Origin of the sequence: Paraburkholderia phenoliruptrix (genome assembly GCF_902859825.1) — a bacterium.
Classification (GTDB): domain Bacteria; phylum Pseudomonadota; class Gammaproteobacteria; order Burkholderiales; family Burkholderiaceae; genus Paraburkholderia; species Paraburkholderia phenoliruptrix.
Genome location: NZ_CADIKB010000001.1, coordinates 58,816 through 72,690, shown reverse-complemented (window position 1 = coordinate 72,690; position 13,875 = coordinate 58,816). Strand labels below are relative to the sequence as shown.

The window sequence follows — 13,875 nt, the reverse complement described above, 5'->3', positions numbered from 1 at the left end:
TCGCACGCTCTGCCCGTTACGTCTCGCTCAAATGCGCTTGAACTTCAGCGGCGGACCGGCGCGAGATCGCCGGGCATGACGACGAGAGCCTCGCCGACCGCCGGCAGCGCGGCACCATCGAAACTGACATCCAGAATGGCGCCGCGCACGGCGACGACGATTCCCTCACGCGGGATTGCAACATCGCTGGCGCTGATGCATAAGTCGGCATACCGCTTCTCCGCAGCCGCGGGCAAACAGTCAAAAGATATCGCCCGATAGATCTGCACAACTGAGCTTCGTGAACTGCTCGATGATTCGATGTCCCGGGTAGGCGCATCCCGCAGCCGCACTGCGAGGCGGCCACGCAGGTCTCGGTGTCAACAATCCAGACGAGTTCACGTGTCCAGCACCCGCGAGCTGATTCACCTGTCCGAAAGAAGGTGCGGTCGTTGCGCGGCAAGACGAGCGGGCACCGACGGCACGGCATCCGGTTCGAGATCGGACAGGATTTTCCAGTACTGCTTGCCGTACGACAGCGCCTCTGAGAAGTCTGCCGATCCTAGCAGGGTCGGCAGACACAACAGTTCCGGCAAACTTCCCGCCGCGCAAGCCCGCACGAACGCTTCCTCGCTCTGCGCAAGTGCGAAGCGGACTGCATGCAGGTTCAACTCGGTGATGTGCCCCACTGTGTCGCAGCACCGCCTCGTCATATTGAACAGTTGCTCGATGCTTTCGCTTTGCGCACGGAGCCACGTCCCGGGAATCAACTGAGTCATCACGCCTCCTGTTGCAGATGCGTAACCGGTCTACCCATTGCCGTCAGATGCCCGGCATCATCTGATAGGGTTGCGTGTGGTCTTCCACGCGCTTGACGCCTGGAACGTTCTGCGCGGCGACGCGAACGGCATCCACAGCGTCGCCCGATTGAAACACGCCCCACAGGTGCACGACGCCATCTGCCACGACCATGTTGCGGCCGGCAAAACTCCATGGTTGCCCCGCCAGTTCCCCCATCAACAACGCGCGGATCGCGGCATCCGGAAGTGTCGCCGCCAAGGAGCGCGCCGGCGGAGAGCTGGCGAGCGCCTGCACGAGATTGGCGCGGCTGACGATGCCGGCGAGCCGTCCAGCCCGCATTACCGGCAACCGCTTGATATGCCGTGTCTCGAGAATTTCAGCTACTTCGCTCAGCAGTGTCTCCGGGGTCACGGACACCACGTCGGTGGTCATCACGTCGCGCACTGTGGCCGCGTGCGTCTTGATGTAGTCCCGCGCCTCATGGCTCGCGGACCAGAAATCGAGCCACGAACGGCGCTTGCGCTCGTCCGTGCCGATTTCGCTGCGGCGAAGCAGATCGCCTTCGGTGATCATGCCGGCGACGTCGCCGTTTGCATCAAGTACCGGCGCGCCGCTGATGCCGTTTTCGACGAAGATTCGGGCGACGTCCCGCACGGCCATCGCGGGGCTGACCGTGACGACGTTGGTGGTCATGACATCGGATGCGAGCATGGTAGGCCTCCTGGCTGCTTGCTGATGAGTTGGGGCCAGGCCGTTTCCGCAGTCCGGACATGCCGCTGAGCCCTGGTTGAAGGTTAGTCCGCGCGACGACCCGCCGTTTGACGTGGATCAGCCGAAGGCGGTGCGCCAATCGACCCTACCGCGCGCGTTCACCGCGAGTGATGCAGATCTCGCCCAGGCTCGGCATGACATGTGCGAGAAGGACGCGAGAGCGCATTCGACATCTTCAGACGAACCCATTCCAAGCCTTCGCTCAAGCCGGCCAATACGGCTTCGCGCTCGGTCGGAAAGACACTGCTATGCATGAACTCATGTTTGAAATTCACCGCCGCAGTCTGATGACAAAGCTGGATCGAGCAGTCGAAGCCGCCCGCTGTGCGATGCGTGGTTGCGGCGACCGACCAGTTGTTGTCGCTTGCATTGCCGGATTGGGACATGACTCACTCCTTGTTGCTTGAAGCGCCGCCGGCCGGATTGTGCAGGCAGCATCAGGTTGGGTGCCGGCAGAGTCGGCTACGAAACCGTCAGGTTGTCGACGACCTCGCGCACGCCCGGTGCCGACCATGCCGCGCCGCGCGCCGCCGCGCGCTCGGCCATTGAGCCGACCTTGCCTGTCAACGTGACCGTCCGCTCGTGCACCTGGACCCCGATGTGTTTCGCTTCACGCTCGGCGTGACGCTGCAATGCGTTGCCGATCCGCTCGCCAATATCTTCCGCGGCCGCCGTTCCTCCAACCCGGATCAGATTCGACACACCGACCACGCCGCGCATCTGTGAAATAGCACGTGCGGCGACATGGCTCTGATACGCGCTGTCGACCTCGCCGCTCAACGTCACCTGACCCTTTTCCACCTGCACCTTGACCATGTCCTCGTTCAAGCCGACCGTCCAGCGAATGATGGCTCGCACCGCGTTGGCGATGTCCTCATCGGTCCGTACGTCTTCATGCGGCAAGCGGATGTTCAGTTCCACGACCACGGCTCTCACGCTGGCGACCCGTTGCGCTGCCTTTTCGGCGGCAAGCTTCGCCGCATAGCTGCACGCGTGCCCCGACAGTGTCACGACCTGGTCGCGCACTTGCACGCCGATATCCGCGAAATCCACGGCAGGGTCCCAGATCAGTTCCTCCTCGACCAGCTTTTTCAGTTCAACGTCCGACTTCATTGCATCCTCCTGGACGGGTTTTGGCTGAAAGACGGCGCGGTTCACGAAACCGGCCGCCCACCGTGCGAGCCTCGTTCAGCTGATCTGCAGACGCTTGCGTTCGGACGGCGCCTTTTTCGGCAGCCGCAGCGAAAGTACGCCGTCCTTGTATTGCGCTTCGGCAGACGCTTCGTCCACTTCGCTTGCCAACGTGAATGCACGGCTTGCGGTGCCGGTGTATCGTTCCCGCCGGATTACCCGTTCGCCCTCCTTCATCTCCTCATTGCGCTGCACTTGCGCGCTGATCGAGACGAGGTTGCCGTCGATCTTTACGTCGATATCCTTTTTTTCGAATCCGGGCAGCTCCGCCTTCACGGTGTATGCGCTGTCGCTCTCGGTCACGTCCACCTTGATGTCCGCAAGCGACTCGCCGTCGGCGCTGCGCATCGGGCGGAACAGACCGTGGAAAAGTTCCGACATGGGTTCAAGCTGGAAGGGATCGAATCGTGTCAGGTTGCTCATGGCCCTGCTCCTCGTTTCGTCAAAGACATTACAGATGAAAAATCGCTTTGCACACCTTGCCGAAAGCAACGGCATGCTCCAGTGCGCCGCAATGCGGGCATTCGCCAATGAAGCGCGAGCGCATCATGCGCCCTGTGTCACCGACTTTAGGCCACCTCGCGGCGCGCCGATTGACCCGTGTCAAGCCCTCGATACAGAGCGCGTCGGCTCGCCGGCACTTTCAGGTCGCTGTGCGATATGCGCGGCCACCACGACCCGCCCATGGCCTGCGTGCTTTCGAGGAATTGATGCTGCTGCCATAGGGCGATGTTCTGCTTTATGGAGGGCGAAGGTACCGTCACCAGCCATGAAGATGCCCCGACTACAGTGGCTTTTTTCGAGGGCTCAGGGCGATCCGCGGCAAGCATATGCCGGGCCTTGCCTCGCTGCGCGCGGGCGGCTCAATGCGCAAGTTCCCATCGAAGGACAGGATGCGTCGCGCCCGCTGGCATGGCCCAGATGCCGGTCGGGCTGAAGTCCCAGGTGGGGCCGAAGCTTGCTGGCGTGCTCATCTGTGCGGTTGTGAGGCCGTTCGCGGCAGATACGCCCGGGCCGCCATCGAGCGTGCCGCTCGTCTGGGTATCCCAGAACACGTTGCTGGCCACGGAGCCGCTGTTGGTGCCGACAACGCCGCCGTGGGGGTAAAACGTAGGGAGGGGCGGGATCTCGGTGGTTGAGAACGATTCCTGGATGGTTCCCGAATTGTCAGCGGCCAGTCCGCCACGGTTCATGCCGCCGCCGGCAATGCCGGTAGCGTACGACTGCGTGATGGCGCCGCTGTTGCGGCCGACCAGGCCGCCCGCGACCGAGCGCGAGCCGCCGCTCACCATGCCGCTCGCGAACGACTGCACGATGCTGCCGTTATTGACGCCAACCAGCCCGCCGCCCGTACCCGCCGCCGGGTGGACGGTCGCGCTGCTCGAAGAGCGTTCGATCAAGCCATCGTTTTGTCCAACGAGCCCGCCCGCCAACACTCCCTCAGTGCCGCGCACCAGAGAAACCTCCCCACTTGAGTAGGTATTGGTGATCAGCCCCGCATTGATAACCGCGACGAGGCCGCCTGTCATGCGCGGGAAAATCGCCGCGCTTGCATTGACAACCCCGAGATTACGCACCACGCCCGTCGTCCCGATGGCCGCGAAGAGACCCACGTTGCCTCCCGGGGTAAACACGATGCCGTCGATCACGTGACCCATGCCGTCGAACTCGCCCGTGAACGGCGTGGCCATCGCGCCGATTGGCGTGAAGGCCGGGGCCTGCGATGCGGCGATGTCCTTGCCGAGCGCATAGCTCCCCGCGAGATTCGCCGAGACGCTCGCCAGATCCCCCACGCTGTTGACGAGTTCATACGCGGTGATCTGCGTCTTCAGTCCGCTGAGGGGTGCGGCCCTCCAGTCGGCGTTGCTCCGGATCGTCCCCGCGCTGTAGCTGCCATTCATGTCGTAGAGCGCCGCGACCGTTCCCGTGCTCCCCGACCAGTCGATGGTGCCTCTGTTCAACACCCTGCCGCCGTTGTTCGCGCCCGCCGAATCGGCGCGCAAGGTGAGATTGCCCGCCCCGCTGTTAGCGACTGTCGCGCGTGAAGCGATTGAGACCGAGTACGCGGCGTCGAGTGTGAGCGCGGCGTCGCCCGTCCAGCGGATGTTGGAACCAATCGTGAGATCGCCTGCGCCCGGATCGGTTGCATTGACCGTGACCGAGGTGCCGCGCGACAGATTGCGCGAGAGCGACGCGGCTGTCTTCGGGTCGATACTGAAGACGGGCGAGGCCAGGTCCCACTGCGCCGCGTACACATCCAGGCGGTCGACGCGCAGGTTGTCCGCGCGCGTGTCGACCGTGCCGCCCTTGCCGTCGGCGTTCGCGGCTTCGATCGTGCCAAGCGCGTCGACTTTGCCACCGTCGGCGACGAGCCAGACGTGGCCATCGCGCGTTGCTGTGCCTGCTGCGCGGATGCGCGTCCCGCCGCCCGCGAGCGCGTAGATATTCCCGTCGGCGGCCTGCAGGCTGACCTGCGCCGCTTTTAGTTGCCCCTGGTTGAGGACGGTGCCGTGACTGCCTGTCAGCACGAACACCTGTTTGCCGCTGCCCGAATCCTGCAACAACACCTGCGAGCCTGCGGCCAGTTCGGCCGTGCCGTTGGGCGCGGACACGGTGCCCGCATTGGTCGCGGCGCGTCGCGCAATCAGGAAGACGTCGTTGCCACTCGAGCTGATCCTGCCGAGATTGATCACACTTGCATTCGAGTCACCCGACAGCGTGAGTGCGTCACCGGCCTGCATGAACGCGCAATTGCAGACGTCGAGCGTTGACGCGACGAAACGACCAGCTGTGCTGACCACGCCTGATGGCCCCACGACGATGCCTTGCGGATTGATCACATACAGGCTGCCCGTTGCAGTGAGCTTGCCGAAGATGGCAGACGGTGAACCACCGGTCACCCGGTTCAGCGTCGTGCCGGAGCCGTTGTCGAAGGTGACGGTATTGTGCCTGCCGATTGAAAAGCTGTTCCACTCGATCACGCCGCGCGTCGAACCCGGCTGCGTAATCAGGAGGCCGTTCCCCTGGCTTGCTATCGCGCCCGTGCCATCCACATACGCGCCGCCTTGCGGCAGCGGGCCCGCTGCGAGCGTTACATGTGTTAATGACATCCCGCTGAGCGAAATGCCGATGGCGAGCCAGAGGAATGCGTTTAACTGCAGAAGGTGCAGTGCGCGTCCCGCCGGCCGACGTGGTCTTGGGCGTTTCATACATTCCTCTTTCTCACCAGAGCGGAACGGCTGCCAACGACCCGCGGAGCCGACCGGAGGCACGCTAGTCGCAGCGTCTGAAGAATAGACATTCAAGTCGCCGATGCATGCCGATACCTCTGCGTTTTCCGCCTTGTAATCAATATGAACGGCAGGTACACCCCCGGCACGCTGGTCGGCAACTTGATCGGTACTGCATTGACAATTCGCACGCTGACGGCGGCCGATGATCGCCCGTTACGCCGGTAACACGCGGCGTCGGCGCGTCTGTATGCGGGTCACGTTGATGACCGCCTTTGGCCGGTTGGCGAAGATCGCAGTTCGAGCGCCGCGCATCCCGGCGACCTCGGCCCGAGCTTCTGACCTGATCCTTAAGCGACAGCCGCCTTCCTGCGACTGCAGGGCTGGCAAACAAGTCCGTCAGCCCTCGAGATGTGGAGTGGTGGGCCTAGCTCGATAGCCGGTTCTGTCTGAGACCCGTTAGCGGCGAGTCCGTCGTCTGCCCTCCCGGTAGGAGTTTGAACGGTGAGCGATCTTGACGCACGTCAAGGCCTCGACCGTCGGTGCAGCCGATGATGCATGATCGACTTAAGTTCGGACAAAGGAGGTGTATGTCGCCCCTCCGGACAGGCACATGCTCTTGGACCGGGGCTTCATACGGCTCTCCCACGGCCCTCGTGAAAATCACACCCGCCCTGCTATCGATCCACTGTTCCGGTCGGCTGCCATCGCCTACGGACCAGCAGTCGTCGGCGTCATCTTAACGGGGCAACTCGACGACGGAACCGCCGGGCTGCTTGCCGTCAAGGATCGAGGCGGCACCGCGATCGTGCAGGAACCGTCCGAAGCAACGGCACCGTCGATGCCGGAGAGCGCACTCGCTCACGTCAAGGTTGATTACCGCTGCACGCTGGAAGAAATGGCGAGCATATTCGTTGACCTTGCCAACGACGACCCTGTGCCGACAGGGGAAGTCCAGCTTGACGAGCTGATAGAGGTGGAAAATCGCATCGCGGAAGGCATCTTCACCGTCGAAGACTGGTGGAAGATCGAGAAGCTGAGCATTCCGTGCGGCCTGAACTGCCCCGTTTGCCGCAGCGCCCTGTACGAAATTCGCGACAGCAGAATGTTGCGATTCAGGTGCCGTGCAGGGCACGCCTACTCCGTCGAGAGTCTTATGGCCGAGCAGGCCGATTGCAGGGAAACGCAGTTGTCAGGCCTATTCGGCGCACTGACTGAGGAGGCGACCCTCGCCAGGCGCGTACGCGACGGGCCGACCTATCGAGAGCGGGACAAATTGAGAGAGGGTCTTAACGCTAAAATCGCGCGAATAGAACTGGAGTCCGACCAGGTGTGCGGTTGGTTACGCGCGCTCACCGGGCTGGTTCAGCCAGACCCAGACGAACGGTAGGCCGTGCGTTAGTGCACTTTACTAGCACAGCGTAATCAACCGAGCACTGACGTAGGCCGCGTTCACAGGGAATCGAGTCGAACTCATGCGGTAGCAGAGCGTTTTTGGATCGACGGCTGGCTATTTGCAGCGTTCGACCTCGGGGCGCTCCCTTGTTCGGGCGGCGACCGCGATCAGCGTATAGGCCCCCCTCCAACGAACCTTTCACGATACACGGCTCAAACGCGCAGCTAAACGTGTCGGGTGCATCGATCAAGGTGTTACCAGAGCCTTTTTCTCGGTACCGCGCCTAGGTCGCTTTGTTTAAAAGGCGGCCCGGCGAAGCGGGCACGACCGTGCGAAGGCAATCATTGCCCGCCTGACTCAAAGGTTCGCTAGTGCATCGATCGTTGCGTGCAGAAGTGCGCGCAGTCGCGCGACGCGACGTAAATCGCGGTGAAAGCCAAGCCAGACATCGCGACTCGGCGGCGCTTCGCCTAAATCGACTCGTCGGATGCCCGGCGTCGCATCACCCAGTGGACAAGGCAGCACTGCAAAGCCAGACCCTTCAGCGCACATGCGCGCCTGTACTCCGCGATTATTGCTGCCGAACGCGATCCTGGCCCGGGGCAGCATGCGCTTAACCCACTCGACGTCGGGCAGTGAGCCGAACTCGCTGTCCATGCTGATCAGCGCGAAGCCGTCACCCTCCCCGCGTGTCGGCGGAACGAGATCTACGTGCCCGTACAACGCATAGTCGATGCGCATCAGCTTGCGCTGGATGACGTCGGGTTCGTCGAACGGCGTGATGCGGAACAGCAGATCCGCCTCGCGCCGCGCGAGGTTGTAGAGGCGCGAATCCGTGACGAGTTCCAACGAGATGCCCGGGTACTTCGCCAGAAAGCGCGCGAACACGGGCGTGAGTATGTGCACGCCGAACCAGTCCGAAGAGGAGACGCGGAGCAGACCTGTCAACTGGGTCTCTTTCCCCGTGAGCGCGCGCGTGAAGCCGAGCGCTTCCTCCTCCATTCGCTCGGCATAGGCAAGCACCGTAGCGCCCTCGTCCGTCAGCACAAAACCATCGCTCGTGCGCTGGAACAGGGTATGTCCAAGCGCTTGTTCGAGTGCACGCAACCTGCGCCCCATGGTGGGCTGAGTCTGGCCCACGCGCTTCGCGGCCACCCCCAGCGTGCCGCAGCGGGCAATCGCCAGAAAAATGCGGACGTCGCTCCAATTTAGGTGCTGATCATTCATTTCTGCATGGGAAACGTGCACAAACATTGATTTACATGCGTTATAGCATAAACCATCATGAACGCATCGACCCGTTCGCTCTACGGCAAGACAACCTGATAGGAACCCACCATGACCATGCAGGCGCTCGTCCTCAGCCGCTACAACGGCCCGCTCGAATTGACCGAAGTACCGATGCCCGAACCTGCACACGGCCAGGTGCGCGTGCGCATTGCCGCAAGCGGTCTCAATCCGCTAGACACCAAGATCCGCGCGGGCAGCGCAGCGCATGCGAAGCAACCGCTCCCACTGGTGCTCGGCATTGATATGGCTGGCGTGGTGGATGCCGTCGGGCCGGGCGTGACCGCTTTCAATGTCGGCGACGAGGTCTACGGGATGACGGGCGGCGTTGGTGGCATTCAGGGCTCGCTCGCCCAGTATGCGGCGGTCGATGCCGACCTGCTTGCGATCAAGCCGGCCAACCTGTCGATGCGTGAATCCGCGGCGCTGCCCCTAGCGTTCATCACGTCCTATTCCGGCATTGTCAACCGGGCCCATCTGCAAGCGGGCCAAACGGTACTGGTGCAAGGCGGAGCAGGCGGTGTCGGGCACGTCTCGGTGCAACTGGCGCGCGCACTCGGCGCCCATGTCTTTGCAACAGCGAGCTCACGCGACCACGATCTCATTACGCGACTGGGCGCTACGCCCATCGACTACCGGTCGCAACCGGTCGAGCAGTATGTTGCTTCGTTGACGCAGGACACAGGCTTCGACGTCGTGGTCGACACGGTCGGCGGCCCTTCGCTCGATGCGTCATTTGCGGCAGTCAAGCATTTTGGCCATGTAGTCAGCGCGTTGGGCTGGGGGACGCATGCGCTGGCTCCCCTGTCGTTTCGAGAAGCGACGTACTCAGGCGTCTTCACCCTCTATCCGCTTCTGACGGGCATGCATCGCGCGCATCACGGAGCGATGCTGCGCGAGGCAACACGGTTGATCGAAGCCGGCAAGCTCACGCCGAATCTCGATCCCCGCCGGTTCGACCTGCGATCCGCCGAACTCGCCTACGATGCCATCACCAACGCCACCGCACGCGGGAAAGTCGTGGTGAACCTCGCGTGAGATCGCACGGGTCAGCTTCACTGTCGTGTCGGCCATTTGCAGACACTGGCAGAATGCCGCCCGTTCATGAGAGGGGTGTCGTCAGCCAAGAACGAGCTGCGACCGCACAAGCGGTTTCTCGCCGACCCGCGATCAGATAGCCTGACAACGCAGGTCGGCGTCCTGAGGTGTCAGCGCCTTGCGCCGCGACGTCTGCATGTCAGTTTCGGCTCCATACCACTCGTCAATCTGTCGCCTTTGCTGTGACGTTGCGCAGAAAATCGATCAGAATTTCGGGCCGGACCGGTTTCACGAAGTGCTGTACGAAGCCGCTTCACGTGACCGCAAAATGTCTTCGGGAGCTCCAAACCGCTAAGCGTCACGAAAATCGCGCCGGCTGTTCCTGGCAATGAACGTAATTGGCGGCCCAGCTCATATCCACCGATCCCGGTCAACCCAATATCAAGGATGAGGGCGTCAGCGCAGAAACTCTGGGCGATCGCCCGTGCACTCTCCGCGTCAAACGCGCATCGGACTTCGCACCCCTCCAGGACCATCGCGAGCGATTCGGCCGCATCCCGATTGTCGTCGACGACCAGGACCCGCATTCTTCCTGGCAGCTGTACAGGTACTTCGATCGCCGCTCCTGCCACTTTGGCAGGAGCTTCGGTTGCCGGCAAAGACACGGTGAACTGAGATCCATGTCCCATTCCATTGCTCGCGGCTGTAACATGACCACCGTGCATCTGGACCAGATTTTCGACAACGGAAAGACCGATGCCCAATCCCGACTGCCCACGACCGTCCGGCGGGGCGAGCTGAACATACGGCTCGAACATGCGCGCCAGTTGGGAAAGAGGGATGCCGTTGGCCCATTTGCTCCGGCTTCTGCGGGACCCGGACAGCGCTCAACAGCGGCCTCCGCGCTGATCGACATCGACCCCGACGCGCTTGCTTCCCGTTGCACACGTTACAGCGTGGCAGTCACGCCGCCGTCGACATAAAGGATGTGGCCGTTCACGAAGTTCGATGCATCACTGGACAAGAACACCGCCGCGCCGACGAGGTCTTCGACGTCTCCCCAGCGTCGCGACGGTGTGCGTCCGATAAGCCATGCGCTGAACGTTTCGTCCTTCACGAGCGCCTCGGTCAATTCGGTCTTGAAGTAGCCGGGGCCAAGACCGTTGACCTGAATGCCGTATTGCCCCCAGTCGATCGCCATGCCTTTTGTCAGCATCTTCACCGCGCCTTTGCTCGCGGTGTAAGCGGCAATGTTCGGCCGCCCGAGTTCGCTTTGCACCGAGCAGATATTGACGATCTTGCCGCGCTTGCGAGGAAGCATGTGCCGCGCCACGGCCTGGCCAACGAGAAACACGCTGTCCACATTGGTCTTCATCAGCTCTTCCCATTGGGCGTGGGAAAACTGCTCGAGCGGCGCGCGGCGCTGCATGCCGGCGTTATTCACGAGGATATCGATCGGGCCTATCTCGCGCTCGATCCGGGCGATCGCCGCTTCGACGGCTTGCGGTGAAGTCACGTCGAAACATGCGGCATGCGCCCTCGCACCCTCCTCGCGCAGGCGCTTCACCGCTTCGGCGAGGCGCGCCTCGCCGCGGCCATTCAGCACCACTTCCGCACCGGCGCCGGCAAGGCCTCTTGCGAGCGCAAAACCGATGCCGGTGCTCGATCCGGTGATCAACGCGCGGCGCCCCGTCAGATCAAACAGCTTCAGGCTATGGTTCAACTTTCTTTCCTCCCCGATCCATGAATGAGACGCCTCAGGACACCGGCGTGAACTTCAACTGGTTGATCGGCGTGACCTTGTCCGTACGCGTTAGCCCATACGGCGTTTTGGGGCCGAGCCATTTGTTGAAGATCGCGCTCATTTCGCCGCTCTGCTCCATGGATGCCAATGCCTTATTGACCGCCGCCAGCATCGCCGGTTCATTCTGGCGCAAGCCTACGGCGATCGGTTCGATCAACATGGGCTCTGCAGCGATAGCCACGGCGCCGTCCGTTCCCTCCACCTGTTTGGCGATCTTCCTGGCAGTCATCTGATTCGTGACGAAGCCTTTCACCTTGTCCTGCTCCAGCGCGAGGAACGCCGAACTCGTATCATGGAACGTGACGGCCTGACCGTCCTTGATGGAAAGCGGAATGGACTGCGCGGAGGTGGAGCCGTCGGCGGCGCTAATCTTTTGGCCGGCGAAATCCGTTAGTTTCTTGCCGGCATCGGCTTTCTTCACGACCAGCACTTCCTTGGTCGAATAATACGAATCGCTGAATGCAATCTGCGTCGCGCGGGTTTTCGTGTACGCAAGATTGGCGACCACCAGATCGACACGTCCAAGCTTGAGTTGCGGAATACGTGCCTCTACCGCCAGCGGTTCGAGCTTTGCCTTCACGCCAAGCTGTTTCGCCACGGCGTTGCACAGATCCACGTCCATGCCCTCGAGCTGCCGCGTCTGGGCGTTGGGATACGAAAACGGTTCGACATTCGAATACACACCGCACGTGACTTCGCCGCGGCTCCTGATGTCCGCGAGCTGATCCGCGAAAGCGGGACTCATGAACTGAAGTACCGCGCCCACGATCAACATCCCCGCGCTAATCTTGCTTGCCTGCATGGTGGTGCTCCTCTAAGGTTTATGTTTAAAGCAATAGACCGCTGTTGAAAAGCCGCTGCCGGATTCGAATCAATGCGTGCGCAGGTCGGAAAGAAAGCGCTGCGCGCGTGCATGTTTGGGGCGCACGAAGAACTCTTCCGGCTCCGCGATTTCCAGAATCTTCCCTGCGTCCATGAACCACACGCGGTCCGCGACTTCTCGTGCGAAGCCCATTTCATGCGTGACGCACATCATCGTCATACCTTCTTGCGCGAGGCTCTTCATGACGTTCAGCACTTCGCCGACCATCTCGGGGTCGAGCGCGCTCGTCGGCTCGTCGAACAGCATGGCGGGCGGATCCATCGCGAGTGCACGCGCAATCGCGACACGTTGCTGTTGTCCGCCGGATAACTGCGTCGGATAAGCACGCGCCTTGTTCGACAGACCCACGCGCGACAACAGGTCCTCGGCCTTGCGCTCGGCTTCGACTCGCTTCAGGCCATGCACGCGCATCGGTGAGAGCGTGATGTTATCCAGCACCGACAGGTGCGGAAACAGGTTGAATTGCTGGAACACAAAGCCGACACGGCTGCGGTAGGCATTCAGGCCGAGCTTTTTGTCGTGGATGTCCTGGCCGTCGAAAAAGATCTGCCCGCGGTTGATCTCTTCCAGACGATTGACCGTGCGGATCAACGTCGATTTGCCCGAACCAGAAGGGCCGCACACCACCACGACCTCGCCCTTGCGAACTTCGGCGTTCACATCCACGAGTGCCTGATATTCACCGTACCATTTGTTGACGCTAGAAAACCTGATCATGCTCACTACCTCGAAATGAATGAACGCCTAGTTTTCGGTGGCGAGCGGCTCGGCGAGTGAGAGCTCATCGCCTTTCTGAGCTTTCGCGGCCGCACCCGCGCGCTTGAGCGTGACGCGCCGCTCCAGATACTGTGCGAGCTGCGTGAGCGCATAACACAGCGCGAAGTAGCTCAACGCGAGAATCAGATAGACGGGGAACGGTTTTGTCAAAAGCCGGTTGTTGATCTGGTCCGCTGCGAACGAAATTTCCTGAACGTTGATGATGTACCCGAGCGAGGTCTCCTTGATCGTCGAGACGAACTGCGTGACCATGCTCGGCACCACGTTGTAGAGCGCCTGCGGCAGTACGACTGAACGCATCGTTTTCATGTAGCTCATGCCGAGCGCGCGCGACGCTTCGGTTTGTCCTTTCGGCAGTCCCTCGATGCCCGCGCGGATGATCTCGCCGAGATAGGCCGAGTCGTAAATCACGAGCGCGCACAGCATCGTGACGAACCCGGTGACCGGATAACCGGTCAACACGGGCACGAGAAAGTACACCCAGAAAATCACCATCAGCAGAGGAATGCCGCGCACCATGTAGACGAGCGCCGTTGCGGGTGCGTGCAGCACGCGCAATGGGCTGATGCGTGCAAGTGCAACCAGAATGCCCAACGGAAAGGCAAGGATGAGTGCGGACAGGGAAAGCAATATCGTGAGCACGATGCCGCCCAGCGGCCCATGCGGATATTGCCCGATCAGCAGCAGGGTCCAGTTATCGCGCAAGATGTCGAACATG

15 protein-coding genes are annotated in these 13,875 nt (G+C 61.8%); 2 read left to right on the top strand and 13 right to left on the bottom strand.

The window, feature by feature from the left end:
* Window positions 1-44 precede the first annotated feature (44 nt).
* The 7 genes from HV711_RS00380 to HV711_RS00350 form a co-directional block, all read right to left on the bottom strand.
* Window positions 45-269 (bottom strand): hypothetical protein, encoded by a 225-nt coding sequence (locus HV711_RS00380; RefSeq protein WP_035483294.1) that lies wholly within the window; start codon window positions 267-269, stop codon window positions 45-47.
* A 135-nt stretch (window positions 270-404) separates the two neighbouring features.
* Entirely contained in the window at window positions 405-758 is a 354-nt protein-coding gene (gene phaP / locus HV711_RS00375) for a TIGR01841 family phasin (protein ID WP_051224606.1), read from the bottom strand.
* A gap of 43 nt (window positions 759-801) precedes the next feature.
* On the bottom strand, window positions 802-1,491 hold the full coding sequence (locus HV711_RS00370) for a CBS domain-containing protein (RefSeq protein WP_035483297.1): 690 nt from the start codon (window positions 1,489-1,491) through the stop codon (window positions 802-804).
* 158 nt (window positions 1,492-1,649) lie between these two features.
* On the bottom strand, window positions 1,650-1,937 hold the full coding sequence (locus HV711_RS00365) for a hypothetical protein (protein ID WP_035483299.1): 288 nt from the start codon (window positions 1,935-1,937) through the stop codon (window positions 1,650-1,652).
* Window positions 1,938-2,013: 76 nt separating this feature from the next.
* Window positions 2,014-2,664, bottom strand: coding sequence for a BON domain-containing protein (locus HV711_RS00360; RefSeq protein ID WP_035483302.1), 651 nt, complete (start codon window positions 2,662-2,664; stop codon window positions 2,014-2,016).
* Between the two features lie 75 nt (window positions 2,665-2,739).
* Complete coding sequence (locus HV711_RS00355; RefSeq protein ID WP_035483305.1) at window positions 2,740-3,165, bottom strand: Hsp20/alpha crystallin family protein; 426 nt, start codon at window positions 3,163-3,165, stop codon at window positions 2,740-2,742.
* 440 nt (window positions 3,166-3,605) lie between these two features.
* Complete coding sequence (locus HV711_RS00350) at window positions 3,606-5,852, bottom strand: two-partner secretion domain-containing protein (protein WP_254604727.1); 2,247 nt, start codon at window positions 5,850-5,852, stop codon at window positions 3,606-3,608.
* Between the two features lie 706 nt (window positions 5,853-6,558).
* Between HV711_RS00350 and HV711_RS00345 the strand changes: the two genes are divergently transcribed.
* Window positions 6,559-7,362 (top strand): chemotaxis protein CheB, encoded by an 804-nt coding sequence (locus HV711_RS00345; protein WP_279612637.1) that lies wholly within the window; start codon window positions 6,559-6,561, stop codon window positions 7,360-7,362.
* Between the two features lie 363 nt (window positions 7,363-7,725).
* Here HV711_RS00345 and HV711_RS00340 read toward each other — a convergent pair whose 3' ends face one another.
* A complete protein-coding gene (locus HV711_RS00340) occupies window positions 7,726-8,595 on the bottom strand; it encodes a LysR family transcriptional regulator (RefSeq protein WP_035483448.1) in 870 nt (289 codons plus the stop codon).
* 111 nt (window positions 8,596-8,706) lie between these two features.
* Between HV711_RS00340 and HV711_RS00335 the strand changes: the two genes are divergently transcribed.
* Window positions 8,707-9,693, top strand: a complete 987-nt coding sequence (locus tag HV711_RS00335; protein WP_035483310.1) for a zinc-dependent alcohol dehydrogenase family protein — start codon at window positions 8,707-8,709, stop codon at window positions 9,691-9,693.
* A gap of 170 nt (window positions 9,694-9,863) precedes the next feature.
* Here the strand turns inward: HV711_RS00335 and HV711_RS00330 are convergent, their stop codons facing one another.
* The 5 genes from HV711_RS00330 to HV711_RS00310 form a co-directional block, all read right to left on the bottom strand.
* On the bottom strand, window positions 9,864-10,535 hold the full coding sequence (locus HV711_RS00330; RefSeq protein ID WP_279612640.1) for a response regulator: 672 nt from the start codon (window positions 10,533-10,535) through the stop codon (window positions 9,864-9,866).
* Between the two features lie 107 nt (window positions 10,536-10,642).
* The gene (locus HV711_RS00325) at window positions 10,643-11,416 is read right to left on the bottom strand and encodes a glucose 1-dehydrogenase (protein WP_035483314.1); all 774 of its coding nucleotides are present in this window, start codon (window positions 11,414-11,416) and stop codon (window positions 10,643-10,645) included.
* 34 nt (window positions 11,417-11,450) lie between these two features.
* A complete protein-coding gene (locus HV711_RS00320; RefSeq protein ID WP_035483317.1) occupies window positions 11,451-12,299 on the bottom strand; it encodes a transporter substrate-binding domain-containing protein in 849 nt (282 codons plus the stop codon).
* A gap of 69 nt (window positions 12,300-12,368) precedes the next feature.
* Window positions 12,369-13,097 carry an amino acid ABC transporter ATP-binding protein gene (locus tag HV711_RS00315; protein WP_035483318.1) on the bottom strand — a complete coding sequence of 243 codons (729 nt, stop codon included), beginning with the start codon at window positions 13,095-13,097 and terminating at the stop codon, window positions 12,369-12,371.
* Window positions 13,098-13,124: 27 nt separating this feature from the next.
* The gene (locus tag HV711_RS00310) at window positions 13,125-13,874 is read right to left on the bottom strand and encodes an amino acid ABC transporter permease (protein ID WP_035483321.1); all 750 of its coding nucleotides are present in this window, start codon (window positions 13,872-13,874) and stop codon (window positions 13,125-13,127) included.
* Window position 13,875: the final 1 nt, after the last annotated feature.